The sequence below is a fragment of the Arthrobacter sp. SO3 genome (assembly GCF_020532825.1).
Taxonomy (GTDB): Bacteria; Actinomycetota; Actinomycetes; order Actinomycetales; family Micrococcaceae; genus Arthrobacter.
The window spans coordinates 1-26,649 of record NZ_MQTS01000013.1 but is presented as its reverse complement, the minus strand read 5'-3'; the positions used below and the strand labels follow the sequence as shown (position 1 = coordinate 26,649).

General features: G+C 68.0%; 27 protein-coding genes and 1 pseudogene. 13 read left to right on the top strand and 15 right to left on the bottom strand.

Going from position 1 to position 26,649, the window contains the following annotated elements; translation table 11 throughout:
- Positions 1-158 precede the first annotated feature (158 nt).
- A complete protein-coding gene (locus BJQ90_RS01285) occupies positions 159-1,091 on the top strand; it encodes a hypothetical protein (protein ID WP_226758502.1) in 933 nt (310 codons plus the stop codon).
- A gap of 54 nt (positions 1,092-1,145) precedes the next feature.
- Here the strand turns inward: BJQ90_RS01285 and rraA are convergent, their stop codons facing one another.
- On the bottom strand, positions 1,146-1,622 hold the full coding sequence (gene rraA, locus BJQ90_RS01280; protein ID WP_226758501.1) for a ribonuclease E activity regulator RraA: 477 nt from the start codon (positions 1,620-1,622) through the stop codon (positions 1,146-1,148).
- Positions 1,623-1,728: 106 nt separating this feature from the next.
- On the opposite strand from rraA, the gene BJQ90_RS01275 reads away from it, so the two are divergent.
- The 6 genes from BJQ90_RS01275 to BJQ90_RS01250 all read left to right on the top strand — a co-directional run bounded on the left by BJQ90_RS01275 (position 1,729) and on the right by BJQ90_RS01250 (position 7,412).
- Positions 1,729-3,045 (top strand): MFS transporter, encoded by a 1,317-nt coding sequence (locus BJQ90_RS01275; protein WP_226758500.1) that lies wholly within the window; start codon positions 1,729-1,731, stop codon positions 3,043-3,045.
- A 193-nt stretch (positions 3,046-3,238) separates the two neighbouring features.
- Positions 3,239-3,949, top strand: coding sequence for a TetR/AcrR family transcriptional regulator (locus BJQ90_RS01270; protein WP_226758499.1), 711 nt, complete (start codon positions 3,239-3,241; stop codon positions 3,947-3,949).
- A gap of 303 nt (positions 3,950-4,252) precedes the next feature.
- On the top strand, positions 4,253-5,464 hold the full coding sequence (locus BJQ90_RS01265) for an NADP-dependent malic enzyme (RefSeq protein ID WP_226758498.1): 1,212 nt from the start codon (positions 4,253-4,255) through the stop codon (positions 5,462-5,464).
- Positions 5,465-5,592: 128 nt separating this feature from the next.
- On the top strand, positions 5,593-6,093 hold the full coding sequence (locus BJQ90_RS01260; RefSeq protein WP_226758497.1) for a DUF456 domain-containing protein: 501 nt from the start codon (positions 5,593-5,595) through the stop codon (positions 6,091-6,093).
- Between the two features lie 37 nt (positions 6,094-6,130).
- Positions 6,131-7,120, top strand: coding sequence for a hypothetical protein (locus tag BJQ90_RS01255; RefSeq protein ID WP_226758496.1), 990 nt, complete (start codon positions 6,131-6,133; stop codon positions 7,118-7,120).
- Positions 7,121-7,199: 79 nt separating this feature from the next.
- Complete coding sequence (locus BJQ90_RS01250) at positions 7,200-7,412, top strand: hypothetical protein (protein WP_226758521.1); 213 nt, start codon at positions 7,200-7,202, stop codon at positions 7,410-7,412.
- A 2-nt stretch (positions 7,413-7,414) separates the two neighbouring features.
- Here the strand turns inward: BJQ90_RS01250 and BJQ90_RS01245 are convergent, their stop codons facing one another.
- Positions 7,415-8,065 (bottom strand): LysE family translocator, encoded by a 651-nt coding sequence (locus BJQ90_RS01245; RefSeq protein WP_226758495.1) that lies wholly within the window; start codon positions 8,063-8,065, stop codon positions 7,415-7,417.
- Between the two features lie 103 nt (positions 8,066-8,168).
- Between BJQ90_RS01245 and BJQ90_RS01240 the strand changes: the two genes are divergently transcribed.
- On the top strand, positions 8,169-8,624 hold the full coding sequence (locus BJQ90_RS01240; RefSeq protein ID WP_226758494.1) for an Lrp/AsnC family transcriptional regulator: 456 nt from the start codon (positions 8,169-8,171) through the stop codon (positions 8,622-8,624).
- A 21-nt stretch (positions 8,625-8,645) separates the two neighbouring features.
- Here BJQ90_RS01240 and BJQ90_RS01235 read toward each other — a convergent pair whose 3' ends face one another.
- Positions 8,646-9,104, bottom strand: a complete 459-nt coding sequence (locus BJQ90_RS01235; RefSeq protein WP_226758519.1) for an Lrp/AsnC family transcriptional regulator — start codon at positions 9,102-9,104, stop codon at positions 8,646-8,648.
- Positions 9,105-9,581: 477 nt separating this feature from the next.
- Between BJQ90_RS01235 and gluQRS the strand changes: the two genes are divergently transcribed.
- Positions 9,582-10,478, top strand: a complete 897-nt coding sequence (gene gluQRS, locus BJQ90_RS01230) for a tRNA glutamyl-Q(34) synthetase GluQRS (RefSeq protein ID WP_226758493.1) — start codon at positions 9,582-9,584, stop codon at positions 10,476-10,478.
- 9 nt (positions 10,479-10,487) lie between these two features.
- Entirely contained in the window at positions 10,488-11,171 is a 684-nt protein-coding gene (locus BJQ90_RS01225) for an HD domain-containing protein (RefSeq protein WP_226758492.1), read from the top strand.
- Between the two features lie 68 nt (positions 11,172-11,239).
- On the opposite strand, the gene BJQ90_RS01220 is transcribed toward BJQ90_RS01225, so the two are convergent.
- The 8 genes from BJQ90_RS01220 to BJQ90_RS01185 all read right to left on the bottom strand — a co-directional run bounded on the left by BJQ90_RS01220 (position 11,240) and on the right by BJQ90_RS01185 (position 19,629).
- Complete coding sequence (locus BJQ90_RS01220) at positions 11,240-11,905, bottom strand: hypothetical protein (protein WP_226758491.1); 666 nt, start codon at positions 11,903-11,905, stop codon at positions 11,240-11,242.
- Positions 11,906-12,009: 104 nt separating this feature from the next.
- Positions 12,010-13,326: an ATP-binding protein gene (locus BJQ90_RS01215; protein WP_226758490.1), complete on the bottom strand. Its 1,317-nt coding sequence runs from the start codon at positions 13,324-13,326 to the stop codon at positions 12,010-12,012.
- Positions 13,327-13,447: 121 nt separating this feature from the next.
- Positions 13,448-15,019, bottom strand: coding sequence for an amino acid permease (locus tag BJQ90_RS01210; RefSeq protein ID WP_226758489.1), 1,572 nt, complete (start codon positions 15,017-15,019; stop codon positions 13,448-13,450).
- 26 nt (positions 15,020-15,045) lie between these two features.
- Complete coding sequence (locus tag BJQ90_RS01205) at positions 15,046-16,461, bottom strand: aspartate ammonia-lyase (RefSeq protein ID WP_226758488.1); 1,416 nt, start codon at positions 16,459-16,461, stop codon at positions 15,046-15,048.
- Positions 16,462-16,469: 8 nt separating this feature from the next.
- The gene (locus BJQ90_RS01200) at positions 16,470-17,513 is read right to left on the bottom strand and encodes an asparaginase (protein ID WP_226758487.1); all 1,044 of its coding nucleotides are present in this window, start codon (positions 17,511-17,513) and stop codon (positions 16,470-16,472) included.
- Between the two features lie 58 nt (positions 17,514-17,571).
- On the bottom strand, positions 17,572-18,279 hold the full coding sequence (locus tag BJQ90_RS01195; protein ID WP_226758486.1) for a FadR/GntR family transcriptional regulator: 708 nt from the start codon (positions 18,277-18,279) through the stop codon (positions 17,572-17,574).
- A gap of 93 nt (positions 18,280-18,372) precedes the next feature.
- Positions 18,373-18,975 (bottom strand): DUF305 domain-containing protein, encoded by a 603-nt coding sequence (locus BJQ90_RS01190; protein ID WP_226758485.1) that lies wholly within the window; start codon positions 18,973-18,975, stop codon positions 18,373-18,375.
- Between the two features lie 126 nt (positions 18,976-19,101).
- Positions 19,102-19,629, bottom strand: a complete 528-nt coding sequence (locus BJQ90_RS01185) for a hypothetical protein (protein ID WP_226758484.1) — start codon at positions 19,627-19,629, stop codon at positions 19,102-19,104.
- Positions 19,630-19,772: 143 nt separating this feature from the next.
- Here BJQ90_RS01185 and BJQ90_RS01180 point away from each other — a divergent pair, with 143 nt between their 5' ends.
- Positions 19,773-20,108, top strand: a complete 336-nt coding sequence (locus tag BJQ90_RS01180; protein WP_226758483.1) for an ArsR/SmtB family transcription factor — start codon at positions 19,773-19,775, stop codon at positions 20,106-20,108.
- Positions 20,105-21,325: a cation diffusion facilitator family transporter gene (locus tag BJQ90_RS01175; RefSeq protein WP_226758482.1), complete on the top strand. Its 1,221-nt coding sequence runs from the start codon at positions 20,105-20,107 to the stop codon at positions 21,323-21,325. The genes BJQ90_RS01180 and BJQ90_RS01175 overlap by 4 nt, the downstream gene beginning before the upstream one ends.
- Here BJQ90_RS01175 and BJQ90_RS01170 read toward each other — a convergent pair.
- The 3 genes from BJQ90_RS01170 to BJQ90_RS01160 all read right to left on the bottom strand — a co-directional run bounded on the left by BJQ90_RS01170 (position 21,322) and on the right by BJQ90_RS01160 (position 23,820).
- Entirely contained in the window at positions 21,322-22,278 is a 957-nt protein-coding gene (locus tag BJQ90_RS01170; protein ID WP_226758481.1) for an L-lactate dehydrogenase, read from the bottom strand. The two genes, BJQ90_RS01175 and BJQ90_RS01170, sit on opposite strands and share 4 nt — an antisense overlap.
- Positions 22,279-22,295: 17 nt before the next feature.
- Positions 22,296-23,039, bottom strand: a complete 744-nt coding sequence (locus BJQ90_RS01165; protein ID WP_226758480.1) for a glucose 1-dehydrogenase — start codon at positions 23,037-23,039, stop codon at positions 22,296-22,298.
- A 163-nt stretch (positions 23,040-23,202) separates the two neighbouring features.
- Positions 23,203-23,820: a uracil-DNA glycosylase gene (locus BJQ90_RS01160; protein WP_226758479.1), complete on the bottom strand. Its 618-nt coding sequence runs from the start codon at positions 23,818-23,820 to the stop codon at positions 23,203-23,205.
- A gap of 478 nt (positions 23,821-24,298) precedes the next feature.
- Here BJQ90_RS01160 and BJQ90_RS01155 point away from each other — a divergent pair, with 478 nt between their 5' ends.
- Complete coding sequence (locus tag BJQ90_RS01155; RefSeq protein ID WP_226758478.1) at positions 24,299-26,431, top strand: glycoside hydrolase family 3 C-terminal domain-containing protein; 2,133 nt, start codon at positions 24,299-24,301, stop codon at positions 26,429-26,431.
- Here BJQ90_RS01155 and BJQ90_RS01150 read toward each other — a convergent pair.
- Positions 26,380-26,649: pseudogene (locus tag BJQ90_RS01150) on the bottom strand (hypothetical protein); the annotation flags it as partial. The gene BJQ90_RS01155 and the pseudogene BJQ90_RS01150 overlap by 52 nt on opposite strands.

The following is a 26,649-nucleotide window of genomic DNA, read 5'->3' as shown; positions in this document are numbered from 1 at the left end:
GCGGGCACCGCCGAGGTGAGAGTCCGTGCCCATGTCCGGCCTCGCGATGGGCGTCAAATCTCACCTCGGCTGCCGTCGCCCGAGAACTGTGGAGGGCAGGTGGCCGCGGGGTGTGGATAACCTAAGCGGGCGGCGCCGGATCACATCATGATGGGAGAATGCGCCGACTTGAGCTCCCAACGCTGCTGGCGGATGGCTCGTTCTCCGTCCTGGCTGCCGATGCAGCCGGGATCCCGCGGAAGCGGACCCGCGCCCAGGACCTGATCACCGTGTCCCGCGGCATCCGCATCCCGGCAGGCAGCAGCGCCCAGGGCGCCGCAGCGCTGAGGGCGTACTGCCAGCTCGACGCATGTACCGTGCTCTGCCACCTCACTGCGGCGAGGATCTGGCGCGTTGGCCTTCCGGCGTGGGCAGACGGCGACTGGCGCGTCCACCTTGCCCGGCCGCGGGGCGGCAGTATCCCGAAACGGGTGAACGTGGCGGGGCACCGCCTCGCGCTGAAGCCCGGGGACGTAGTGATGCTCGACGGAGTCCGGGTTACCTCGCCCGAACGCACCTTCCTTGACCTGGCCGCGACTCTGCCCCTGGACGATCTCGTGGCTGCCGGCGACTCCTTGGTGTCCGAACACGGTCCGGAGTTTCCTTCACCCCGGGCAGCCCTGTCGAGCATCGAGGCCCTGACCCGGATGCTGCTCCAGCACCCCGGAGCCAGGAACATCCGGAGGGGGCGGGATGCGCTTGGGTTCGTGCGCGTCGGCGCGGATTCCCCGCCGGAGACGCATCTGCGCCTCGCCGTCGTCCGCGGCGGCCTGCCGGAGCCGCAGCTCAACTTCGTGGTTTGGGGCCCGACCGGAGCGCCCGAGTTGTGGCCGGATGCAGCTTATCCGGCCTTTGGCGTAGCGCTGCAGTACGACGGGGTCCATCATGGCGAGCCCGGGCAGCACCTGCGCGACATCGGCCGTGCACGGACCACGGACCGGCTGGGCTGGGTCGAGGTGAGGGTCTCAAAGGAAGATCTGACCGGAGAGCGCCCAGCAGCGGTCGGGAGGGTCCGGCGTGCCCTCCTCTCCCGTGGGTGGACGCCGAGGTGAGACATCGCGCCCATGATGTTCCGAATTATGGGCGCGAAGTCTGATCTCGGTGGGCTACCGCTCGACCAGGATCCCGTCAGGGTCGCACCAGATCATCGCGCCGGGCCGGAGGACGACGCCGTCGATCTCCAGTTCCACGTCGCTCTCGCCAGTGCCCGCCTTGGCGCTTTTGCGGGGGTTGCTGCCCAGCGCCTTCACTCCGAGCGGCAGCCCGGCGATTGCCGTCCGGTCGCGGATGGCGCCGTTAATGACGACGCCGGCCCAGCCGTTCGCGACGGCGCTCGCCGCGATCAGGTCCCCCATCAGGGCTGTGCGCAGCGAGCCGCCGCCGTCCACCACCAGGACTGCTCCGCCGCCGGGCGTTGCGAGGGTTGACTTGACCAGGGCGTTGTCCTCGACGCAGCGGATGGTCCGGACCGGGCCGCTGAAGTGCGTGTGCCCGCCGAGCGACTGGAACTGCAGGGCCACGGAGTCGAGCTCCTCACCCCGCTCGTCATAGAGATCGGCGGTATTAACGGCGGATGCAGCCATCGGTTCTCCTCATGCTGGAAATAGGGGGTGGATCGTGGTCCCCACGATAGTCTGGCTGCACATTGATCTTGCGTGCGTCAGCCGTTTCCGGGGGGAACCGAATTACATGAGCCTGTCCGATCTATCCGGAGCAGCTCCGGACCCAACCCGTGTCGGACCCGCTGCGGGAAGCCCGACCGCGATTGCGCTCGCCGAGCCCGAGCGGGCGGTCCGTCCCCTCTGGATTGCCGGCGTCGTCCTCGTCAACCTGGGCATCAACGCAGCGTTTTTCGCCCCGCTCCAGGTGTTGCTCGGCCAGCAGGCGGAAGCGTTCAGTGCGGGCGACAAAGAGGCCATCCTCGCCCTCGTGACCGGGGCCGGGGCGGCGGTCTCCCTCGTGGCCAATCCGTTGTTCGGTGCGTTCAGCGACCGCACCACCTCACGCCTGGGACGTCGGGTGCCGTGGGTCCTCTTCGGGGCCATCCTCGGCGCCGCGGCCCTGATCGCGCTCGCCGGCGCACCCAATGTTGCCATCATGACGCTGCTCTGGTGCCTCGTCCAAGCGGGCTGCAACGGGGCCTATGCCGCCATTACTGCCGCCGTCCCGGACCGCGTGCCCGTTGCCCAGCGCGGCACGGTGGGCGGCCTCGGCGCCATGGGCCAGACCGTCGGAATCCTTGTCGGCGCGGTGATCGCCGCAGCGGTGACCGGGAACTTCGCCGTCGGCTATTGGGTCTGCGCCGTGGCTCTGCTGGCCGGCGTCCTGCTGTACTTCTTCAGGAACGACGACGTCGCGCTCCCCGCCGGGGCGCGCCCGCCGTTCAGCCTGGCTGGCTTCGCCCGGGGCTTCTGGATTTCCCCGGCGCTGTACCCGGACTTCGGCTGGGCCTGGCTGACCCGGCTCCTGGTGAACATCGGCAACCACATGGTCACCCTCTACCTGCTCTTCTTCCTCAAGGACGCGGTCCACCTTGAGGAGACGCAGGGCATCGCACCGGAGTTCGGTGTGCTGATCCTGACCGGCCTCTATGCCGTGATGGTGATCGTCACCAGCGTGATCGGCGGCCGGCTGAGCGACCGAATGGGGAAACGGAAGCCGCTCGTGATCGTCTCCTCCGTCATCATCGCAGTGGCCTCGCTCATCCTGGCGTTCGCGCCGACCTGGCCCGGGGCACTCCTTGGCGCCTCCGTGCTGGGGATCGGCTTCGGCTGTTACCTTGCGGTGGATTTCGCCCTCATCACCCAGGTGCTCCCGACGGCACTAAGCCGCGGAAAGGATCTGGGCGTCCTCAACATCGCCAATTCCCTGCCCCAGGTGCTCGCGCCGCTCATCGCCTTCCCTTTCGTCACGATGTGGGGAGGCTACGTTTCGCTGTACGTGGCCGCCGCGGTGATCGGGCTGCTGGGGGCTGTATTCGTGGTCAAAATAAAGGGCGTCGACTAGCTCCGGGCCCACCGCGGGCGCGACTTCGTCCGGGCGTCCCCGGCGCTTTCTGTGACTCGCTGACGGCCCGGGAGCGTGGCGTATAGTGGACGGGAATTGCCGCGGCAGTGCTGCGGGGAGATCCCTCCCGGCTGCCGAGAAAACCGACCCCGGAACGCTGCTGATGCCTGAATTTCACTCAGAACTTCCTCCGATGGCCCCTCCGCCCGCCCTGCCCCGGCAACGGCTCCGCTACACCCGGATCCTCGACGTAGCCGCCGGGTTCGCCCGCAAGGGTCTGGACTCCGTCGTCCTCTCCGAGGTCGCCGCCAAGGCCGACGTCCCGCTGGGCACCCTGTACCGCTACTTTCCCTCCGCCACGCAGCTGGTGCTGGCGCTCTACCGCAAGCAGCTTACGGAGCTGCATGCGGCCAACGACCCGGCCGCGCCCGGGGCCAATGCGGCCGCCGGTGTACTCCCCACCGGCCCACCGGCCGGCGTCGCGCCCGGCGCACCTGCGGGCACGCCCGGCAGGCCCGCGAAAAAGTCCGCGGGGCGAGCTGCCGGACGCTCCGCGACGCCTCCCGCAGCGAACATCAAGGACAACATTCCCGCCCAGGCGGTAGCAGGCGTCGTGATGGAAATTTTCCACATGCGCCTGATGCAGCCGGCGGTGGAGCAGTCCTTGAACAAAGCCGTCTACACCAAGGACACCGACACCACGAAGCTGCTCCGCGAGATCGATTCCGCGGCCGAAAAGGCCGTCACGGCCGTGACCGGCGACGCCGCCATCTCCCGGGTGCTGCTGCTGACCGTCACTGGACTGGTCCAGTCCGTCCGCTGCCGCCGTCTTTCCCTCTTCGAGGCCGAAGAAGACCTCAAGAAGGCCTGCTTTCTGCTGACATGCAGCCGCCGTGCGGCGTAACTGGTCTAGACCAATCGGACTTTTAACTGGACGGTAACGGCACTTTTTCGTGATACGGCTCACTAAAAGCGTTGGATAAACGTTTCACCATTCGCTTGGGTGTGTCGTGCGACACGTCGCCGCCGCCGCGCGTTGTTTACCATTGCAGAACCGGAGCGGCCCAGCCGCTTGCAGTACCCCGGAGCTTCGCCGCGGACCCACCAACCACGGGTAGCAGTTGACGCTCCCCAGACCATCTTGAGCATCCCTGTGCTTGAGCTTCCATGAGCCGTATGCCCACGGTGAGCCCCAGGAGACAACGAAGTGTCCATTGAGACGATTAACCCCACCGACCCCGCTTCCGCAGCAGAGCCCGTAGCGGTGCTCAGCGACGAGGAAATTTTCGCAGCCCACCAGGGCGGCAAGCTTTCAATTTCCAGCACCGTGCCGCTCGCCAGCAAGCGCGACCTTTCCATCGCCTACACGCCCGGAGTCGCCCAGGTCAGCCGCGCCATCGCCGCCAACCCGGAACTCGCCAAAACCCTGACGTGGGCCCAGCGCCTCGTCGTCGTCGTCAGCGATGGCACGGCCGTCCTCGGCCTCGGGGACATCGGCGCCAGCGCCTCGCTGCCCGTGATGGAGGGCAAGTCAGCCCTGTTCAAGGCCTTCGGCGAGCTCGACTCCATCCCGCTGGTGCTCAACACCACCAACGTTGACGAGATCGTGGAGACCCTCGTCCGCCTGCGTCCGAGCTTCGGCGCAGTCAACCTCGAGGATGTCTCGGCGCCGCGTTGCTTCGAGCTTGAGGAAAAGCTCATCGAGGCCCTCGACTGCCCCGTCATGCACGATGACCAGCACGGCACCGCCGTCGTCGTCCTCGCGGCCCTGACCGGCGCCGCCAAGGTAACCGGACGCGAACTCGAGAAGCTGCGCGTTGTCGTCTCGGGCGCCGGCGCCGCCGGGATCGCCGTCGCACAGATGCTGCTCACCGCCGGAATCACCGACGTCGTGCTGCTGGACTCCCGAGGTGTCATCAACAGCGAGCGTGCGGACATCGCCGCCGATCCCGCCAGCAAGAAGGCCCAGCTGGCCCGGAGCGGCAACCTGCGCGGCGTCTCCGGCGGACCCGCCGATGCCCTGCTGGACGCCGACGTGTTCATCGGCGTCTCCTCCTCCAAGCTGGCCGAGGAGCACCTCAAGCTCATGAGCCAGGACTCGATCGTGTTCGCGCTGTCCAACCCGGACCCCGAGGTCCTGCCGGAGGTAGCACGCCGGTACGCGGCCGTCGTCGCCACCGGCCGCAGTGACTTCCCGAACCAGATCAACAACGTCCTCGCGTTCCCCGGCATCTTCCGGGGCGCCCTCGATGCCGGCGCCCGCCGGATCACGCCGGCCATGAAGCTGGCTGCGGCCCGCGCCATCGCGGCACTGGCCGAAGAGGACCTCTCGGCCGACTACATCGTCCCCAGTCCGCTGGACCCGCGCGTGGCACCGGCAGTTTCGGCCGCCGTCGCCGCGGCGGTTGAAGCCGAGTAGCAACAGCTAAACAGACGACGACGGCGGCGCTTCCTTGGGGGATGCGGCGCCGTCGTCGTCTTTTGCGCTGCGGCGCCTTGCTGGCGGACCGGCCCGAACCGCCCGCTGCCGCGACCTAGACTGGGGCGATGAACACCGAGACAGTTGTGACGATCCTGTGTGGCCTCGCCATCCTCGTGGGCGTGGCCGGCACCGTCATCCCCGTGCTTCCCGGCAGCATCCTGGTCGGTCTAAGCCTGCTGGCCTGGGCCATCTGGGGCGGGGCCGGAACCACCGGCTGGGTGGTCTTCGGGATCGGCCTGGTCTTTGTCCTCGCCGGGATGGCCGCCAGCGCGGTCCTGACCGGCCGGAAGCTCAAACAGCACAGCATTCCCGGCCGCTCGGTGATGGCCGGGCTCGTCTTCGGAGTCGTGGGAATGTTTATCATCCCCGTCGTGGGCCTGTTCGTTGGGTTCGCCGCCGGTCTCCTGCTGAGTGAACTGCACCGCACGCGCGCTTTCGGCACTGCCATGGCATCGAGTTGGGCCGCACTGAAGGCCACGGGGCTGGGAATGATCGTGGAGTTCGGGCTCGCCTGCCTTGCCGGCAGCACCTGGGTGATCGGCCTGTGGATTTCGGCCACGGCCTAGTCTGCCGCGGCCTCCCGCAGCGAACTAGCATGGACGTATGAGCGCCGGACCAGCAGAATCCGCACCCCGCCCCGCCCTTTACCGCGACCTCCGCGACCTGACGCCGTTCCGCACGGCGGTCATCCGGACGCCGGTCCGCGGCCTCGCCGAGGGTGTGGGCGGGGCGGTATCCGGAGTCCTGGCGGGGCGGATCCGCGGCACCCTGCCTGTGGAGGGCGGCGCGCCGCGGCTCGGCAAAGTGGGCCGCCGGGCGCCGGGCAAGGCCGCGAAGACCGTGCACGCCGCCATCTTCGGCAGCTCCGACCCAAACCGGCTGATCGCCCTGGCACACACCTACCCCGGGTGGGCCGGGCTGTGCTACCTGATGGCGGGGTTGCTGAGCTACGCCCACGGCGGCCACCTGCGCGCCGCCGAGTTGCTCCAGCGCGGGATGCTGACCAGGAACGACGACGATGCGAACCTGTATGCCTCCGCCTACCTGAGCCGTGTGGTCACCCGGGTGACCGTGGCCGAGCGGGTTGAGGTTCCGGTCCTCTTCAGTGAGGAAGGGGTATTCCTGGCGCTTTCCCACTCGTTGCGCGAGACCGGCCAGACCGAGGCTGCCCTCGCGGCGCTGACCGGGCTGCCGCCGTCGTTGCCCATGGCCTTGGCGCGTTGCTCGCTCGCCGCCGCCCTGGGACGGTACGAGGACGTGCTGGAAGACACTGAAGGGCTGCGCAACGGCGATGACCTCTCGGCGGCGCTGCTCCTGGTGCGGGCACGCTCGCTCCGGAAACTCGGTGCCAACGCGTCCTCCCGGGCCGTCCTGCAGGAGGTCCTGCGCCGGCGCGGGACGGACTTCACGCTCCGCAGCGATGCCCTGACGGACCGGGCGCTCCTGCTGCTGGACAACGGGCGGAAGGCGCTGAACCGGCTGGAGTGGCAACACCGCCAGCCCGTCGAACTGGAAGCGGTCCGGGCCATCCGCAAGGACGCGGAGCTGCATGAACTCTGGGACCGCGAATACGGCTGGACCGATGACGACTGAACCAGGGCAGGGTGTCCCGCTCCGGATCCACAACCCTTGCGGGCCAGCGGATACACGGAGTAAAAACGACGCATGAGAGATGCCTCAGCGCGCTGGATGCAGCACTACATCACAGCATGGGGACTGGACATTCGAGTGGAAACTCCTGGGGGTCGACCGCGGGAGTGCCTTCGTCCAGGGCCGCACCGACTACCGAGGCAACAGCCGCAGCTACGACAACCTGTGGATCATCCAGCTCACGGGCGACGGCCGCGCCACGGCGTTCACTGAGTGGTACATGCTGCGCAAGTGATCTCAGCCGCGCGACAGGGCGTGGACCAGGAGCGGAACTAGCTGCTCGGACAGCAGCACGGCGCCCAGGGCCACCATGCTTATGCCGCTGGCGAGCGTCACCCGCCGCGCCGCGCCCGGCCGGGAGTGCAGCAGTTTGCGTGCCAGCAAGGCAACGCAGCTGTAGACCACCGCGACCAGCAGCACGAAGGTCAGGCCCAGGAGGCCGGACTGCACCGGCACCGGCAGCGACGCTTCCGGGCTGACAAACTGCGGCACCAGGGCCACGTAGAACAGCAGGCCCTTCGGGTTGATGCCGCTGGTGCCCATGCCCTGCAGGAAGGTCCGGAACTGGTTCCCCGGCGCCCGCACCTGGGCGCTGCCGAAACTCGCCCCGCGCCAGGACCGGATGGTCGTAAATCCGAGCCAGAGAAGGTAGGCCGAGCCGGCCGCCGTCAGCCACCCCAGCACACCCGGGATCCCGGTGAGCAGCGCCGCCAGGCCCGCCACCAGAAGCACAGTGTGCAGCAGGTAGCCGCCGCAGAGTCCCGCGACCGCGGGCACAAAGCTGCGCTGTTTCAGCCCTGCGGTAATGGAGTAGGCCCAGTCGACCCCGGGGGTGCAGGCAAGGGCGCCGGCGACCACCAGGAAGGCGAGGAATAGCTGAGGGTTCATGGCGGTCTCCTGAGGGGCGGGTACAGGAAAAGTCTAGGAAAATTTCCACCAGAAGTGTTTCCTCTTTTCGCGGCAAAACGCCGCCGGACGGTAAGATTATTGCGTGATTGACCATCTGGACAGAAGTATTTTGCGCCACCTCAAACAGAACGGCCGCATGACAGCTACGGCGCTCGCCGCCAAGGTGGGATTGACCGTGGCGCCATGCCACCGGCGGCTCCGCGACCTGGAGGCATCGGGCGTCATCCGCGGCTACCGGGCAGACATCGATCCGGCCGCGGTGGGGCTCGGGTTCGAGGCGATCGTGTTCGTCACGCTCCGCCAGGTGGACCGGGCAACGATGGAGATTTTCGAGAACCGCGTGGCTGACAACCCGAACATAGTGGAGGCCCAGCGGCTGTTCGGTTCCCCCGACTACCTGCTTAAAGTCATCGCCGAGGACCTGCCCGCCTACCAGCGCTTCTACGACAGCGAGCTGACCTCGCTGCCCGGCGTCGAGCGGTTGACGTCCACGCTGGTCATGAAGAACCTGAAAACCAATACCGGACCGCCGGTGTAGGCCCACCTGCGGGAAAGGCCCTCAGGAGCCCAGCAGCCCCGTCGTCCGGTAAGGAATGACCTCGCGCAGGAACATGCTCGTGGAGGTCCGCACAATGCCGGGGCAGAGCCGGATTTCCTCGGAGACGCGGTACAGGTCGTCCGGGCTCTTCGCCACCACCCGGATCAGCAGGTCCGTCTCGCCGGCCGGGGCGTGGCATTCGAGCACCTCGGGGATGTTCCGCAGCGCGGCGATCGCCTCGTTCAGGTGGCTCTGGTCCAGTTCAGCGCTCACCGAGGCCGCCACCCCCCGGCCCAGCGCCGAGGGCAGCACCCGGCTGCTGTTCGGCCGCAGGGCGCCTGACGCCGCCATCCGCTCCAGGCGGGACTGCACGGTGCCGCGCGCCAGTGCCAGCTTCTGGGCCAGCACCATGATCGGCAGCCGGGGATCCTCATCGAGGGCGAGGAGAATTCGCCTGTCTGTAGCGTCGAGTTCCTGCAATGTGACCACTTCCTGTACGTCATTCCTGCCTGAATTGATCAGTCTGACCAGTGTAATCCCCGCCCGTTGCGCCAACTGCAGGACTTCTGTTGAAATAGTGACAACAAAGGGACACGGGCCACCGCCGGTTCCCACAGGCTACAAGCACCCCGGCACACCACCCGGACCTTGGATGAGGCTTCCCGCAAGGAACCCGCCCGCTGACTGACTCTTGTTCACACCATCGTCATTCCGCATAAAGCCCCGCAATCGCAGTGCCATGGCCCGGAGCAACGCCCCGGGCCCGGCACGGCAAGAGCCCCTGAGCCACCGACGTCGGTTTTCCCGAGTCATCGGTAGCTGAGGGGCTCTTGTGTGTCCCCACCGCCTAGGCAACGCGGGGTCACCTCGCGCCCATGTTCGGCTCCGGCATGGGCCGGAGGTGACCCCGCGTTGCTGTTGGAACGGCTCCGGCGCGGGGGGGAATAGGCTGGTGCCATGACCTCTGCCGGCCGCTTCGCCCCCAGCCCCTCCGGCGAACTGCACGTCGGCAACCTCCGCACGGCCATCCTGGCCTGGCTCTTCGCCCGGTCCACTGGCAGGAAGTTCCTCATGCGCGTTGAGGACCTGGACCGCGCCCGGGCCGGCGCCGAGGCGGAGCAACTCCGGGACCTGGCCGCGATCGGCGTGACCTGGGACGGCGGCGTCGTCCGCCAGACGGACCGCGGGCCCCTCTACGCGGAAGCGATCGCCCGGCTGACCGCCGCGGGACTGACGTACGAGTGCTTCTGCACCCGCCGCGAGATCCAGGAGGCGCCGTCCGCGCCGCACGCCCCCCAGGGATCCTATCCGGGCACCTGCCGGGAGCTGTCCGCGGCGGAGCGTGAGGCCCGGCGTGCCGTCCGCCCCGCGGCGATCCGGCTCCGGTCCGCCGTCACCGAGGCGAACGTCGAGGACGTGCTGAAAGGCAGTTATACGGGCGTGGTGGATGACTTTGTGCTCCGCCGCAACGACGGCGTGACCGCTTACAACCTTGCCGTCGTCGTGGACGACGCCGCCCAGGGCATCGATCAGGTGGTGCGCGGGGACGACCTGCTGCCCTCCACGCCGCGGCAGGTCCACGTCTCCTCGCTGCTGAATATGCCCGTTCCGGAATATGCCCACGTTCCGCTCGTGCTGAACGCCGACGGCGCCCGGCTGGCCAAGCGCGACGGCGCCGTCACGCTCGCGGACCTATCAGCCGCCGGCGTACCCAGCGGCCAGGTGCGCGACGCACTGCTGGCATCGCTCGGGCTGCCGGCCGGGCCGCTGGAGCATGCCCTGGCCGTGTTTGACCCCGCCGCGCTGCCGCGGGAGCCGTGGATCTGGCCCGGGATGGCCGGCCCGGACGCGTAGGCTTGAACCATGTCAGAACCAGAGTTCAGGGAAGCGCGCAGCCCGCAGCCGAGTTTTACCGTCGAGACAGCGAAGATCCTCGCCGAAGTGGCCCACAACCGCCAGAAAGACAAGCTCAAGCGGCCCTACCGCGACCACGTGATCGCTGTCGGGGATGCCCTGGCGGACTTCGACGACGACATCCGGATTGCCGGTTACCTGCACGATATCGCCGAGGACACCCCGATGACCCGGCAGGCACTGTTGGACATGGGCGTCTCCGAGCGCGCCGTGGACATCATTGAGCGCGTGACCAAGCGCCTGCATGAGAACCCTGACGACTACCAGGCCGGCATCCGTTACATCGCCGAGGACCACGACGCCACCCTGGTGAAGATCGCGGACAACGCGCACAATTCCCTGCCCGAGCGTGTCAGGGCACTCGCCGAAAAGTGGCCGGACAAGCCGCCGGTCACCCGCTACAACGAGGCCCGCCCGGTGCTGTATGCCGCAGTTCCGGTGGAGGAAACCCGGAAGATCCTGGCCCGGATCAACCCGTGGCTGCTGGAGGAGTTGGACGATCTGCTCGACGAGGCGGACGACACCGACTACGAAAACCTCTCCTATGACGAGGCGCCGGAGGACGATTCGTCCGGGGCGGAACCGGCGGAAACCCCGGCCGGGGCCGCAGAATCCGGGCCGCACCAGGGCTGAGCCCCGCCGGCGGAGCGGGTCCGTTCCCAACCCCGGGACCGCCGTCGCCCGCTCACAGCAACGCGGGGTCACATCGCGCCCATCCCGGAGCCCGACACGGGCGCTATCTGACCCCGCGTTGCGGTTGGCAGGGACCGCGCCCGCCACAGCAGGCCGATGTAGGCGAGATCGAAGACGCTGCAGAGGATGCCAACGCCCAGAATCAGCGGCGAGTTGCCGTACCAGCCGAACGCAACGGTGGGTGCGAGGGTCCCGATCCACTTGGCCACCGCAATCAGCAGGGATTGGCCGCGTGATCCCTGACGGGCAACAAACATGGCGATGAACAGCCCGGACATCAGCAGATTCTGCAGGAACGCCGCGTAGCGCGCAGCGTCGTTCCAGCCGAACTCGACCACGAACAGCAACTGAACGGCGAAGGACGTAGCGCCCAGCAGGAGCGCCCAGCCGATGAAGAGCGGCCGTGTCACCCAGACCGGCAGCTCGGAACGGCCGAACCGGAGGAAGGTGTACACAATCACGACGTCGGCGAGTGCCCACGCAATGTTGAAGACCCCTTGGGTCGAGATGCCGGTGGCAACGGACCTCGCGGCGTAGATACTCTCCCAGGCGAAGTTGAGTCCGACCGCCGCGGCCGGGATCGCGTAGCTTCGGTCCCTGAACCCGATCCGGATGCCATCAACGTATACCGCGGTCCAGGCGAGTCCGCTCACAATCGTCAGGAACAGGATCAAGGCTTCCTCTCTGGCTCAACACCTCAGGCAACGCGGGGTCACATCCGGCCCATTCCGGGGTTCAACATGGGCGATATCTGACCCCGCGTTGCCTGAGGTGGGAGTTACACCCGGCCCAGGGCGTCGATGTCCTCAAGGAATTGCTCGTGGACCTCCTCGCTGACCGTGGTCCGCGTGTCGGCAATCGCGTCAAGGTAGTCCTGCGTCGCGGGACCCTTCCGGACCGCGTCGCGGACGGAGGCGGTGGGACTGGAAGCCAGCCCGCCGTCGTCGTACACCGCCTTCTCAAGCGCCCGCTGGGATGCGCTTCGGGCGGCGTATTCGATGTCCGCGGGGGAGAAGCCCTCGGTCCGGTCCACCAGCAGCTCCACATCCACGTCGTCCACGACCGTGGCGGGAATGAAGCGCTGCCACATGGCCTCGCGGGCCTGGCGGTCGGGCAGGCCGATGGGGATGACGTAGTCGAACCGGCCGTGGCGCAGGAACGCGGTGTCCAGGGCACGGATGAAGTTGGTGGCGCAGACCAGCAAGCGGCCGGGCTGCTCGCGGAAGGCCGGGATGATCTTGAGGAGTTCGTTGGTGACGCCCTGCAGCGGCGACGGCGGTTCGCCGGACCGCTGGGAGGCGATCTCCTCCACCTCGTCGATGAAGACGACGGCGTGCTCCAGCTCCGCGATCTCCAGGAACGTCTCACGCAGCGCACCGGCGAGGCCCTTGGGGTCGGAGGCCAGACGGGAGGGGAAGACCTCCACGAAAGGCCATTCGAGGCGGGAGGCGATCGCCTTCGCGAAGGTGGTCTTCCCGGTGCCGGGAGGGCCGAAGAGGACGACGGCGCGCGGCGGGACCACGCCGTATTCGTCCGCGAGGTCGGCCTCGGCCAGCGGCAGGACCAGGCGTCGTTCCAGCAGCTCCTTCTCGTTCCGCATGCCGGCGACGTTTTCCCAGAGGTCGCGGGCCAGGATCCGGCCGCCGAGCTGGCTGAGGGGCTCCAGTTCCTGGCGCTGCACCGGGATCTTGCGTTCGAAATAGCGCAGGTTCTTCTTCAGGACGAAGCCGCGGCCCAGGAACGCCTCCACCCGGGTCTCGGATTCCGGCATGAGCGCGGAGAGCTTGTTCAGCCCGTGCGGGGCCATCCGGTTCTCGACAGCGGCCAGCAGCGAGGTGCCGATCCCGCGTCCGCGGTACTCGGGGAGGGTGGCCAGGAACACGATCCAGCCCTGGTCGTGGGCGGCGCGTCCGACGGCGGCGCCCACGACCTGATCGCCCTGCACCGCGACGACGGCATGGTCCTTTTCGCAGGAGGCCAGCACCTCGGAGAGCGCGTAGACCGGCTCGACGTTGCTGGCCTTGAGGGTCTCCCAGAGGTGAAGGATGCCGTCAAGATCGGCGGAGTGAAAATCCCTGATTCGCCAGTTGGTCATTAGGTGTCTCCCGGGTGGTTCGTCGCTGAGCCAGTGTGAATCTTTCCGTCGAGCATATGCGAACCGCCGCCCGGAGAGGTTGCGGGGACGTTGCGTTACGGGGAGGCGGAATGCCGAAAGGCTACTCCGGGTCTCCGCCGGCGCTGCCTGCGGGCCGGGCAGCCACGAGCGGATACGGGCCGGTGAAGCCGTCCCGGACGGCGGCGATTTCCAGGATGCGGTGCCGGCAGAGGCGCCAGCCGAGCATCAGGAGCGGCACGATGACCAAGAGGGACGCGATGGTCCACGTCCCCACCGGCGAGTCGAATGCCATGAGGACCAGCACCGCCAGGAGGAAGGCCAGCGTGAGCCAGCCCGTGACAGGAGCACCCGGCATCCGGAAAGTCGGGCGGAGTAGCTCCCCGCGGGCCGCGAGCCGTGCGAGCTGCATCTGGCACAGCACGATCATGGCCCAGGTGCTGATGATGCCCAGCGATGCGACGTTCAGGACGATCTCGAAGGCCTCGGCCGGGACCAGGGCGTTCAGGACAACGCCCAGGAGGGCCACGCCGGCGGTCAGGGCGATGCCGCCGTAGGGGACGCCGGACTTGTTCATCCGGGCGGCGAATTTCGGCGCAGACCCCGAAACGGACATGGAACGCATGATCCGGCCGGTGGAGTACAGCCCGGCGTTGAGCGAGGACAGTGCCGCGGTCAGGACCACGAGGTTCATGATGGCGTCCACGCCCTCGACCCCGATGGAGCCGAAGAACGTCACGAACGGGCTTTCGCCGGCCTTGTAGGAGCTGTAAGGCAGCAGCAGCGAGAGGAGCACGAGCGAGCCGACGTAGAACACCGCGATACGGACGATCACCGTGTTGATGGCCCGCGGCATGATTTTTTCCGGGTTTTCCGTTTCGCCGGCGGCGGTGCCGATCAGCTCAATCGAGGCGTAGGCGAACACGACACCCTGCATCACCACGATTGCGGGCAGCAGGCCGTTGGGGAACATGCCGCCGTTGTCCGCGATCAGGCTGAACCCGACCTCCTGGCCGGCGACGGGGGTCCCGAAGATGACGAAGTAGATGCCGACCAGCAGGAAGGACGTGAGCGCGACCACCTTGATCAGCGCGAACCAGAATTCGAGCTCGCCGAAGACCTTGACGCTGATGAGGTTGAGGCCCAGAACCAGGATCAGGGCGGCCAGGGCCCAAGTCCACTGCGGCACATCCGCGATGGGCGCCCAGTACTTCTTGAAGAAGTTCATGTAGAGCGCGACGGCGGTGATGTCCACGATCGCCGTCATGGCCCAGTTCAGCCAGTACAGCCAGCCGGTGACGAACGCGGCCTTCTCGCCGAAGAATTCACGGGCGTAGGAGACGAACGAACCCGACGACGGCCGGTGCATCACGAGTTCGCCAAGGGCGCGCAGGATCATGAAGGCGAAGAACCCGCAGACGGCATAGCTGATGACCAGGGCCGGGCCGGCGGTGGCGAGGCGGCCGCCGGCGCCCATGAACAGGCCGGTGCCGATGGCACCGCCGATCGCGATCATCTGGACCTGCCGTGGCTTGAGGCCCTTGTGGTAGCCCTGGTCCTCGGCGTGGAGCGCGGCCTCGGTGGCATGGGCGTGCGCCGGAATGGTGTGGTCGGTGACGGCCTGCCGCTGTTGGGCCGGTTGTTTTTGGGCGCGGGCAGTTCGGGGATACGTCATGGGAATCCTTTGGGTTTGAGGGTGCGTTACTTGCTCAGGTTGGCCAGGCGTTGCGGGCTGAGGAGATCGGTGAGCTGCTCGGCGGTGAGCAGCCCGTGTTCAAGCACCAGCTCCGCGACACCCTTGCCGGTGGCGAGGGCTTCCTGCGCGATGGCCGTGGCCGTGGCGTAGCCCAGGTGCGGGTTGAGGGCGGTGACCAGCCCGATTGATTGTTCCACCGTGAGGCGGAGCCGTTCGGTGTTGGCGGTGATGCCCCGGACGCAGCGGGCCGTGAGGGTGCGGCAGGCGGCTTCCAGGTGGGAGATGCTCTTGTGGAGGCTGTGGACAATGATCGGTTCGAAAGCGTTGAGCTGAAGCTGCCCGGCCTCGGCGGCCATGGTGATGGTGACGTCGTTGCCGATGACCTCATAAGCCACCTGGCTGACCACTTCGGGGATGACCGGATTGATCTTGCCAGGCATGATCGAGGAGCCGGACTGCACGGCGGGGAGGTTGATCTCGCCGAACCCGGCGCGCGGTCCGGAGGAGAGCAGCCGCAGGTCGTTGCAGATCTTGGACAGTTTCACGGCGACCCGCTTGAGCACGCCGGAGAGGTGCACAAAGGCGCCGACGTCCTGGGTGGCCTCGATCAGGTCCACCGCCGTGACGAGGGGCAGGCCCGTGATCTCGGCCAGGTGCCGGCAGGCGGCCTCGGCATATCCGGCCGGGGCGTTGAGGCCGGTGCCGATCGCGGTGGCGCCGAGGTTGATTTCGTGGATCAGCAGGTCGGCTTCGGCCAGACGGAGCCGGTCCTCGCCGATCGTGACCGCATAGGTGCCGAATTCCTGGCCGAGCGTCATGGGAACGGCGTCCTGCAGCTGGGTGCGGCCCATCTTCACCACCGTGCGGAATTCGAGCGCCTTGGCGGAGAAGGCGTCCTCGAGTTCGGTGAGGGCATCGAGGAGTTCCCTCGCGGCGAAGATCGTGCCGAGCTTGACCGCGGTGGGGTACACGTCGTTGGTGGACTGGCTGAGGTTGACGTGGTCATTGGGGTGCAGCCGCGCGTAGTCGCCCTTCGGGTGTCCGAGGATTTCCAGGGCACGGTTGGCGATCACCTCATTGGCGTTCATGTTCGACGACGTCCCGGCACCGCCTTGGATGACATCCACGACGAACTGCTCGCTGAGCTTGCCGTTCATGACGTCCGTGCAGGCCTCCTCGATGGCCCGGGCGCGCCCGGCGTCGAGCAGCCCGAGCTCGTGGTTGGTGCGGGCGGCGGCCAGTTTCACTGCGGCCAGCCCACGGACAAGATACATGTTGGAGGCAAGCGGCTGGCCCGTGATGGGGAAGTTCTCCACGGCCCGGAGGGTGTGGACACCCCAGTAGGCGTCGGCGGGAACGTCCCGGTCGCCCAGAAGGTCGTGTTCGGAGCGGAAGTCTGCGCGTTCGTCGAGCGAGGTCATGGCGGTCCTTACGGGGCGTCGAGGGCGTTGGAGGTTTTGGGGGAAGGCAGGAAATCGGCGGCCTGCAGCAGCCCGACGGGCCGGCCGCCGCCCAGCACAGGTGCTGTGGCAAGGTGCGCCAGGGGCGAGGTGTCGACGTCGAGCGCCGCCAGAATCCGCACGGTGACGGGCAACCGGGCGCGGTCTCCGCCATCGGAGATCTTCACGGCGACGGCGCGGCCGTCGGGCAGGCCCACCAGCTGGACGCCCTCGAAGCCGTCCTTGGCCAGCAGCCCCGGGACCAGGCGCATCAGCGCCGTGACGTCGCGGCCCTCGCCCGCCACCATTACGGGGTGGCGGCGCATGGCGCGTGCGACGGCGGCTTCCGCGCTGCCGCCGGATCCGGCTGCTGCGGCCAGCCGCCCGAACGCGCGGGCCATGCCGCGCAGGGTGAGGGCAAAGAGCGGCGTGCCGCAGCCGTCAGTGGAGGTGCGCTCCGGTTCCTCGCCGGTCAGTTCCAATACGGTCCGGGCCACGAGCTGCTGCAGCGGGTGCGCCGGGTCCAAATAGCCCTGGACCGGCCAGTCGTTGATGACGCAGGTGGCCGCCATCGCGGCGTGCTTTCCGGAGCAGTTCTGCGCCAGGCGGGTGGCCTGCCCGCCGCCGCTGAGCCATTCCTCGCGCTCGCGGACTCCATAGGGGAGGTCAGTGCTGTTCTCAAGGTCGCCAGGGGTCAGCCCATGCAGGTCCAGGATGCGCAGCGCCCCGTCGCGGTGGGTGGCGGCACCGGAGTGGCTGGCGGCGGCGAGGGCCAGGAGGTCGGCCGGGAGGTCCAGGCCGGCGCGGACCATGGCAACAGCCTGCAGGGGCTTGAGGGCGGAACGCGGGTAGAACGGGGCGAGGGGCTCGCCGGCGGCCAGGAGGGTGCGGCCATCGGCCACGGTGGCGATTGCCGAGCCGTAGTGGACACTCTCGACGAGGCCGTCGCGGGTCTGGACCGCGAGCGGGGCGTGCTGCGGGAGCCGCTCCGGGGCCAGCGGCGTCGGGATGTGCGCGAGGGCAGGAGAAATCATTGCGTCCTTTGGCGGTGGTGTTGGTGGTGTTGGTGGTGTCTGGTCGAGCTGGCGGGGTTCAGACGCCTGCAAGGGGGTTGAGGATCGAGTCAAGGGCAAGGCCAACGGCATGCAGGTGCTGGCTCATGGCGATGCGCGCCGTCGCCGCGTCGCCGGCCTCAATGGCGGCCAGGATGCGCCGGTGCTCCTCGTCGGAGGCGTGCTGGCGGTCCGCCACCATGTTCAGGGTTTCGGACTGGTGGGCCAGGGCCTCCCGGATGTCCGCGACGACGTTTTCGAACACCTTGTTCCGGCTGGCCCTCGCGATCAGCGCGTGGAAACTTGAGTCCAGGCCCACCCACACTTCGGGGTCGTCCTCGGCGGTCATCGCGGCGACGATGTCCCGAAGGGTTTCCAGTTCCTCGGGCGACCGCCGTTCTGCCGCCAGCCCGGCGGCAGGAACCTCGATGTGGGGACGTGCCTCGGTGAGGTCGCGTGCTGAGTATTGGCCAAGGACCAGGTCCTTGGCCACGTGGTCGGCGACGACGAACGTGCCCCGCCCGGTCCTGGTGACGGTCAGCCCCAGGGCGGTGCAGGAACGCAAGGCCTCGCGGACCACTGAGCGGCTCACGCCGTACTCCTGGGCAAGCGTGGCCTCGGAGCTGAGCTTGGCGCCGACGCCGAGCTTGCCGGATTCGATTTCGGAGCGGAGGACATTGAAGACTGCTTCGGCCGCGCTGAGGCGGGCGAGAGGCTGTCCTGCTGTCCGGCTGTCTGACAGGTTCACGCTTAAAATATGGCAGAGATCACACCGGGGTGTCAACTGTGACGGCGGCCCCGGGGCCCGGGGCCGCCGTCATCGTGGTGCTCCGAGGCCCGCCTACAGCGCGGCGAGCAGGTCCTTCATTTCCTGGATCTCGCCCGTCTGGGACGCTGCAATGTCCCTGCCCAGCTGGATGGCCGCGGCGTTACTGCCGCTGCGGACCTCGGCGTTCGCCATCTCGACGGCGCCTTCGTGGTGGGCGATCATCTGGCTGAGGAACAGCCGGGCGGCCTCGGCGCCCTGGGCGGAGTCGAGCTTCTCGAGGTCGTCGCCGTTCATCATGCCGGTCATGGAGTGGCCGCCGGGCGCCTGGCTGGGTTCGTTCCAGTCGTTGAGCCAGCCGTTCATCTTCTCGATCTCGGGTGCCTGGGCTGCCTTGATCTTCGTTGCCAGCGCGGTGACCCCGGCATCGATGCCCTGCTTCTTGAGGATCATGTCGCTCATCTCCACGGCCTGGGCGTGGTGCGGAATCATGGCCTGGGCAAACATGGCGTCCGAGCCGTTGTGGTCCGCGTTCGCGGCGGCCGGGGCCGAGCTCGCCGCCGCGGTGCTGTGGTCCATGCCGGGCATGCTGCTCCCGCCGGAAGTGGATCCGGTGGAGCAGCCTGCCAGCGCAATGACGGCGGCGAGGGTGGCGGAAATGGTGAGGGTCTTCTTCATGGGAAATCGTGTCCTTCGTGGATCCGGTGGCGGAGCCGTTGGTCTGGTGGCGCGCGGCGGCCTCTGGGATTGGCGGCCGTGCGCTGGGAGCGGGTGCGCCGGCGTCGTCACGGCACATGCCCAGTCCTACGTGCGGCTGATGGACAGATCCCGGGGAGTTGGTGTCCCGGGATGATACGTGCGGTCCGGCTGCCGGGCTGCCAAGGCTGGCGGCCAGGATTGCATCGCCAGCGTTGTGGTCCCGGGCGGCGGGGCGCTCAGGGAGGTGCCCGCCGGGGAGGGGGTGCAGTCAACGTGAACCGCCGACTTATCGGTGCACCCGCCTGGGCAGACGCACGACGGCGGCACTGGAGTGCCGCCGACGGTCACCGAGGCTGGCGTCACCGGGACGGGCGTAGCGGCGGCGGTCGGCGGCGCCGTCAGGTCCGCGGTGTGGCTGGCGTGGCCGTCGTGGCCGGGTGCGGATGGCAGGGAGGCAGGGTGCTCCGCCGCGACTTGTCCGGCGCTGCCAGGAAGTGGCTCCTGGGAGTGCATCCCATGAGGGCCGGAGAAGATGTGCATGCCCAGGAAGCCTGCGATCACGGCAAGAATTCCGGCCAGCAGCACGGCGCGGCCGAAGGCGGAGGCGGCCCCTGCTGGGCTGGCTGCGGTCATCGCGGTCCTCCTTTTCGCGCCCTCGGTGTGGTTTTCAGGCTACCGGTGTTCAACGAAAGTTTCGGGTACTGTGTTCCAGCCACCCATGAGCCGCCGCCGTGAGCAAGTTTGGCCGGTACGGTCAACTATGACAGTATCTGCGTATGAATGCAGATATGCAGATTGAAGTCGACAGCCCCCACGTGGAGCTCGCCGTCGAGGTGTTCTCGATGCTGGCCGACAGCACACGCGTCCGGCTGATCCTCGCTTTGGGGGACGGGGAACTGCCGGTCAACGCGCTCGCCGAGAAAGTGGGGAAACCGGCGTCGGCCGTGTCGCAGCACCTGGCCAAGATGCGACTGGGCGGCATGGTCGCCACGCGGCAGGAAGGCACCAAAGTCTTTTACCGGCTGCAGAATGACCACGCCCGGCAACTGGTGATGGACGCGATCCACCAGGCGGAGCACGCGCTCGGCACCGCCCCGGGGCACGGCTCATGAGCCGCCCGTCGGACGCCGTGGACGAACACAGCAGCGGCGGCGCGCAGGAGCACACCCACGACGTAGGCGCTGTCCACGAAGACGATCACCCGCACGGCCACGACCACGGTCATGACCACCCGCCTGACCATGACCACGGTCATGACCACCCGCACGTAGACCACCCGCCTGACCATGACCACGGCCACGGTCATGACCACCCGCACGTAGACCACCACGCCCATGACCACGGCCACGGTCATGGCCCGCACGGGCATACGCACGCCAAGGGTCTCAAGGGCTGGCTCCAGTCGGTCTTCGTCCCGCACTCGCACGACGCCGCGGACTCCATCGATGAGGCGCTCGAATCCAGCTCGCAGGGCATCCGTGCGGTCAAGGTCTCCCTGCTGGGGCTCGGCACCACCTCGCTCTTCCAGCTCGTGATCGTGCTGGTCAGCGGCTCGGTGGCGCTGCTGGCAGACACGGTGCACAACTTCTCCGACGCGCTGACCGCTGTCCCGCTGTGGATCGCGTTTCTGCTGGGCCGCCGCAAGGCCACCCGGACGTACACCTACGGTTTCGGCCGGGCCGAGGACCTCGCCGGGCTCTTCATTGTGGCAATGATTGCGCTCTCCGCGGTGGTGGCCGCCGTCGAATCCGTCCGGCGCCTCTTCGAACCCCAGCCCGTGCACAACCTCGGCTGGGTGCTCGCCGCCGGGCTGGTGGGCTTCGCCGGCAACGAACTCGTGGCGATCTACCGGATCCGCGTCGGCCGGCGGATCGGTTCCGCGGCTTTGGTGGCCGACGGCATCCACGCCAGGACGGACGGCTTTACCTCGCTGGCGGTCGTGGCGGGCGTCGTCGGCGTCTGGCTCGGCTTCCCGCTCGCGGACCCGATCGTGGGCCTGCTGATCTCCGCCGCCATCGTCGTCCTCCTCTGGGGCACCGTGCGCGACGTCGGACGGCGGCTGATGGACGGCGTCGACCCCGAACTGACCCAACGGGCTGAGGCCGTGATCGCGGAACACGCCCGGGCCGGTGGCGCCGCGCGCCTGCGCTGGTCCGGACACCGGCTGCACGTCGAGGTCACGGTGCCTGTCGCGATTGACGCGCACCTCGTCGAGCTCGCCTCCGTGACGTCCAATCTGGAACGCGGGATCCGGCAGGCATTGCCCCACGTCGGCTCGGTGACCGTTGTGCCCGGCTTCGCCACCGACGAGTCAGCGAAGAGCGCCTAAATCCCCAGCGTGGCGAGACTCTGCTGCAGCGTCTCCGCCGAGTGGTGCAGCGAGGCGAGTTCGCCGTCGTCCATGGGGGTATCCAGGACCTGGCGGACCCCGCCGTGACCCACGATGCTCGGCAGGGACAGCGCCACGCCGGTGATGCCATACTGGCCGTCCAACACGGTGGACACCGGGAGGACGGCGTTTTCCCCGCGCATCAGGGCCTCCACGATGCGCGCGCCGGACAGCCCTATCGCGTAATTCGTGGCGCCTTTGCCGGCAATCACCTTGTAGGCCGCCTGCGTCACCTCGCGCGCGGTGTCGGCGAGGTAGTCGGACGTGAATACGGGTTCCCCGTCGACCTTCCAGCCGCGGATCGGGACCGGGCCGATCGTCGCGCCGGACCAGATGGGGAATTCGGTGTCGCCGTGCTCGCCCACCATGCTGGCGTGCACGCTGGTGAGGGAGACGCCGGCCTTCCGCGCCAGCAGCCAGCGCAGCCGGGACGTATCGAGGACGGTGCCGGAGGAGAAGATGCGGGAGGACGGCAGGCCGGAGATCTTCTGGGCGGCGACGGTCAGGACGTCGCAGGGGTTGGTCACCAGGACGTAGACGGCGTCCGGGGCGTGCGTGAGGAGTTGCGGCATGAGCTGTTCGAGGATGCGGACGTTCGTGCCGGCCAGGTCCAGCCGTGTCTGGCCCGGCGCCTGTTTGGCCCCGGCGGTGATGACGACGACGTCGGCGCCTTCCGTTGCGGAGATGTCACCGCCGCCGGTGACGGTTGCCGCAGCAGCGGCGAACTGGGTGCCGTGGGCCAGGTCCAGCACCTCGGCCTCGGCCTTGGTTGCGTTGACGTCGAAGAGGGCGACGTTGCTGGCCGAGCCGCGGATCAGGGCCGCGTAGGCGAGGGAGGTGCCGACGCTGCCGGCGCCGACAATTGCGAGTTTTGATCCGGGACTCTGGGGCATGGGTTGCTTCTTTCCGGTCAGACGGCGGGCGGCGCGACAGTGCCGGCCGTCTCGCCGCCGTCGATCACAAATTCGGCGCCCGTGACAAACGAGGACTCGTCGCCGGCCAGGTACACGGCCAGGTCGGCGACCTCGCTGGGTTGCCCGACCCGGTGCAGGGGGACATGTCCAGTTTCGAACGTCATTCCGGCGGTCATGGGCGTCTCGACGACCCCGGGATGGACTGAGTTTACCCGGATGCCGAAGCCGCCAAGATCCAGGGCGGCGCTCTTGGTCAGGCCGCGGACGCCGAATTTCGAGGCTGTGTATCCGGAGAGGTTCTCGTAGCCCCGGAGGCCGGCAATCGAGGAGATGTTGATGATGGAGGCGGGGGCTCCGCGTTTCATGGACGGTGCCGCAGCCTGGATGCCGTTGAAGACACCGGTGAGGTTGACGTCGATGATCCGGGCCCACAGCTCGTGCGGATATTCGTCGATCCGGCCGAAGTTCACCATGCCGGCATTGTTGACCAGGATGCTGAGGCTGCCGAACGCGGTTACGGACTCGTTCACCGCCGACTCCCAGTCCGTCGGTTCCGTGACGTCCAGGTGGACAAAGCGGACGCCGTTCCCGAGCTGGCCGGCCAGTTGCCGGCCAGCCTCATCGAGGACATCGCCGACGACGACCCGGGCCCCTTCGTCCAGGAAGTGTTTCGCGATGGCCGCGCCGATGCCGCGGGCGCCGCCGCTGACCAGGGCCACTTTGCCGTCCAACCGTCCCATAGCTGAGTCCTCTTCGGCAGCGAGCCTCACGAGGGACGCGTCGGTCCGGGCTCGTCTCCAGCTCACCAAGGACCGCCGGGCTTGGGCAGGGCCGTTGGACCCTAGACGGGCCCGCTGCGCAACGGAAGAGGACCCGCCGTCGCGCGCGTCCTGAGCCGCCGGCTCAGAGGTGCTGGATGCCTGCCCGCTGCATGGCGTCCTTGTAGACCTCGACGTTCTTACTCAGGAGTTCATCCTGCTTCGCCGCCGAGACGGCGAAGGCGCGGCCGCCCAGGGCCGTGGCCTTGTAGATCTTGACGCCGCGGTTCTTCAGGGAGGAGTGGTAGGTCTTCTCGAAGAGCGTCAGGAAAGCGTGGGCATCGGCGCCGTGGGCGATGACGGCGGAGACGCGCTTGTTGATCTTGAGGAACTGGCGGAACGGCCGCAGTCCGTCCGTCTTCTCCTGGACGTTCAGCGCCGAGGGCAGCTCGGGGTCGCGGACCCAGGGGTAGGCGTTCCACGGCATCACGTAGCGGGGGTCGAGTTCGACGGCGTCGTAGATGGAGGTGGCGCGGCGGGCGGTCTCGTCATCGTTGAAATGAGATACGAAGCCCGATTCGGTGCCCTTGCCCGGCGCGATGTGGAGGCTGACGATCCGGCACTCGTCCTCGTCGTGGACGGGATCGATGTAGGGGACGACCGACCCCGGCTTCTTTTCCATCAGTTCGTCGCAAAGCTGCGTTACGGCGGCGATGTTCGGTTCCTGCAGCAGGGTCTTCTTTTCGTCCCAGTCAATCGTCACGATTTCTCCCTCAGCGCTCGGCGTCCAGAATCAGGCGTCTGGTTCCACTCTACGCTTTTGGGCGCCGGGGCGTCTTTTCGGTCCTGGGGAAGAGGCGACGGACCCCTAGTCACGGGCGGACAGCCGGGCGTACGCTTAAAGCGCCTGCAGGTAGCCATCTGGTTTAGCCGGGTCGTTCAGGACATGAAAATGTCCGAGCCATCTCATAGCGAGATCGCGAAGGTACCTGCAGGCCTCGCATTTAAAGGCAGCGCGCGTGGAGTTCCGCATTGCAGCCGAATCCGTAACGCCAACCTGGGTCAGGTGCGCTCACCACAAAGTGACCGCCGCCGTTGCTGAATCCGGCCGCCGCAGCATGAGAATCCGTCCAAACCTCTGGCCCCCGCCGGCCGCCACGGGCATGATGGAAGCGATCCCAGGTCCTCACTCCGCCGCGGCGCCCAACGGCCGCCGGGTCGACCCCGAAAGCAGGCGAAGCGTGAATTCAGAAGCGATGGAACGGGCCCGGGAAGTCGAGGCGCAGCTGACGGATGAGGAACGCTTTTCACTACTGATCAGCGTCATGGGTGCCAATGCGGTGCTCAAGGACAAGGATCCGCGTATCCCGGACGGCGTCCCGATGAGTGCCGGCTACACGCCCGGGATCGCGCGGCTGGGCATCCCCGCGCTGCTGATGAGCGACGCGAGCCTGGGCGTGACCAACCCCGGCTACCGGGAGGGCGACACCGCCACGGCGCTTCCGGCGTCGATCGCCCTGGGAGCCAGCTTCAACCCCGAGCTCGCCCGCAGATCCGGGCAGCTGGTGGGCCGGGAGGCCCGGAGCAAAGGGCTCAACGTCCAGCTCGCCGGCGGACTCAACCTGCACCGCGACCCGCGCAACGGCCGGAACTTTGAGTACCTCTCCGAGGACCCCTGGCTCACCGGAGTCCTCGGCGCGGAATCGGTCAAGGGCATCCAGGGCGAGCAGGTCATCTCGACGGTCAAGCATTTTTCCCTGAACTGCAACGAGACCAACCGGCATTGGCTGGACGCCATCATCGACCCGGGCGCGCACCGGGAATCCGACCTGCTCGCCTTCGAAATCGCCATCGAACGCGCCCAGCCCGGCTCGGTCATGACCGGCTACAACAAGATTAACGGCACCTACGCGGGCGGCAACGAGCCGTTGCTTCAGGGCATCCTGAAAGGCGCCTGGGGCTTCCCCGGCTGGGTGATGTCCGACTGGGGTGCGACGCCGAGCTGGGAGTTCGCGCTGCGGGGCCAGGACCAGGAATCCGGCGTGCAGATCGATGTGATGATGTGGGGGCACGAGACCTTCACCGCCCCGCTGCGCGCGGCGTATGCGGCGGGTGAACTCCCCAAGGAACGCCTGTCCGAGATGGTGCAGCGCATCCTCTACGCCATCTTCGACGTCGGCATCGACCGGTGGGAGGGAACGCCCGACGTCGACCTCGCCGCCCATGCCGACATCGCCCTGGAGACCGCGCGGCAGGGGATTGTGCTGCTCAAGAACGACGGCCTGCTTCCGCTGGAGGCGCCCTCAACTGCTGCCGCGCCCTTCAAGGTCGCGGTCATCGGGGGACATGCCCAGCTCGGGGTACCCTCCGGCTGCGGCTCGAGCGCCGTCACTCCGCCGGGCGGCTACGCCGAGGTCCACTCCATCGGCGGCCCGGGCATTATGGGCAGCATGCGGAACCTGTACGTGCTGCCCTCCTCCCCGCTGGCGGAACTGCAGAAGCTGCTGCCTGACGCCGAAATTGAATACGACCCCGGGATGAGCCCGGCCGAGGCAGCGCTGCTGGCGCGCCGGTCCGACGTCGCCGTCGTATTTGGCATCCGGGTGGAGGGTGAGGGCTACGACAATGCGGACCTGTCGCTGCCGTGGGGCCAGGACGCCGTGATCGAGGCGGTCGCGGGCGCCAACCCGAACACCGTGGTGGTCCTCGAGACCGGCAACCCTGTGGCGATGCCGTGGCTTCCGAAAGTCAGGGCGGTCCTGGCGGCCTGGTACCCCGGGCAGCGCGGCGGCCAGGCGATCGCCGAAATCCTCGCCGGTGTCACGAACCCCTCCGGGAAACTCCCGCTGACCTTCCCGGCGGGCTTGGACCAGACGCCGCGGCCTGAGCTGCCGGGCCTCGGCACGCCGTGGGGAACCCCGACGGCGGTCAACTACAACGAGGGATCCGACGTCGGCTACCGCTGGTTTGCGAAGACCGGCCAGCAACCCCTGTTCCCCTTCGGCCACGGACTCAACTACACCCGGTTCGGCTATGCGGACCTGGCAGTGCAAAGCCGGGGCGGGGTGCGGGCCGAGTTCACCGTCACCAATGCGGGGCCGCGCCGTGGGGCGGACGTCCCCCAGCTTTACCTGCTTGAGGATCCTGCAGGGTCCCGGATGCGGCTGCTCGGCTTCGAACGCGTGGACCTGGAACCCGGTGAATCACGGACCGTCTCGTTGGACGTTGATCCGCGGCTGCTGGCCTCCTACGACTCCAGCCGCGGGCAGTGGCACACCCATGGTGGCAGCTACCGCCTGGCGCTCGGGTATTCGGTCGGTAACTACGCCATGGAGGCCGACGTATCCTTGGCCGAGTCGTGGTTCGGGCGGTAGCCGGCCGGGTTACCCGGCAGTGTTTCAGGCCGCGGTTGCAGCCGCTGATCCGGCCCCGGGCGGGCCCGGCTGATCATCTTGGCGAGGTGCCGGAGTCCGCGCCGCTCCCGGGAAGCTGCTGCTTCAGAAGGCGGAGACCCGGGCAGTGGTGGTGCGGTGGATTGGTAGGTGTGTCCGGTGGGGGTGGTGATGTCGAGGGTGTGTCGGGGTCCGGGGCG

Bases quoted from the DNA above. Each gene is read 5' to 3' on its own strand.
- BJQ90_RS01175 (WP_226758482.1), top strand. From the start codon at position 20,105: ATGAGCCGCCCGTCGGACGCCGTGGACGAACACAGCAGCGGCGGCGCG.
- BJQ90_RS01165 (WP_226758480.1), bottom strand. From the start codon at position 23,039: ATGGGACGGTTGGACGGCAAAGTGGCCCTGGTCAGCGGCGGCGCCCGC.
- BJQ90_RS01210 (WP_226758489.1), bottom strand. From the start codon at position 15,019: ATGACGTATCCCCGAACTGCCCGCGCCCAAAAACAACCGGCCCAACAG.
- gluQRS (WP_226758493.1), top strand. From the start codon at position 9,582: ATGACCTCTGCCGGCCGCTTCGCCCCCAGCCCCTCCGGCGAACTGCAC.
- rraA (WP_226758501.1), bottom strand. From the start codon at position 1,622: ATGGCTGCATCCGCCGTTAATACCGCCGATCTCTATGACGAGCGGGGT.
- BJQ90_RS01275 (WP_226758500.1), top strand. From the start codon at position 1,729: ATGAGCCTGTCCGATCTATCCGGAGCAGCTCCGGACCCAACCCGTGTC.
- BJQ90_RS01185 (WP_226758484.1), bottom strand. From the start codon at position 19,629: ATGACCGCAGCCAGCCCAGCAGGGGCCGCCTCCGCCTTCGGCCGCGCC.
- BJQ90_RS01170 (WP_226758481.1), bottom strand. From the start codon at position 22,278: ATGCCCCAGAGTCCCGGATCAAAACTCGCAATTGTCGGCGCCGGCAGC.
- BJQ90_RS01285 (WP_226758502.1), top strand. From the start codon at position 159: ATGCGCCGACTTGAGCTCCCAACGCTGCTGGCGGATGGCTCGTTCTCC.
- BJQ90_RS01215 (WP_226758490.1), bottom strand. From the start codon at position 13,326: ATGACCAACTGGCGAATCAGGGATTTTCACTCCGCCGATCTTGACGGC.
- BJQ90_RS01190 (WP_226758485.1), bottom strand. From the start codon at position 18,975: ATGAAGAAGACCCTCACCATTTCCGCCACCCTCGCCGCCGTCATTGCG.
- BJQ90_RS01245 (WP_226758495.1), bottom strand. From the start codon at position 8,065: ATGAACCCTCAGCTATTCCTCGCCTTCCTGGTGGTCGCCGGCGCCCTT.
- BJQ90_RS01225 (WP_226758492.1), top strand. From the start codon at position 10,488: ATGTCAGAACCAGAGTTCAGGGAAGCGCGCAGCCCGCAGCCGAGTTTT.
- BJQ90_RS01255 (WP_226758496.1), top strand. From the start codon at position 6,131: ATGAGCGCCGGACCAGCAGAATCCGCACCCCGCCCCGCCCTTTACCGC.
- BJQ90_RS01205 (WP_226758488.1), bottom strand. From the start codon at position 16,461: ATGACCTCGCTCGACGAACGCGCAGACTTCCGCTCCGAACACGACCTT.
- BJQ90_RS01260 (WP_226758497.1), top strand. From the start codon at position 5,593: ATGAACACCGAGACAGTTGTGACGATCCTGTGTGGCCTCGCCATCCTC.
- BJQ90_RS01250 (WP_226758521.1), top strand. From the start codon at position 7,200: ATGCCTCAGCGCGCTGGATGCAGCACTACATCACAGCATGGGGACTGG.
- BJQ90_RS01180 (WP_226758483.1), top strand. From the start codon at position 19,773: ATGAATGCAGATATGCAGATTGAAGTCGACAGCCCCCACGTGGAGCTC.
- BJQ90_RS01270 (WP_226758499.1), top strand. From the start codon at position 3,239: ATGGCCCCTCCGCCCGCCCTGCCCCGGCAACGGCTCCGCTACACCCGG.
- BJQ90_RS01200 (WP_226758487.1), bottom strand. From the start codon at position 17,513: ATGATTTCTCCTGCCCTCGCGCACATCCCGACGCCGCTGGCCCCGGAG.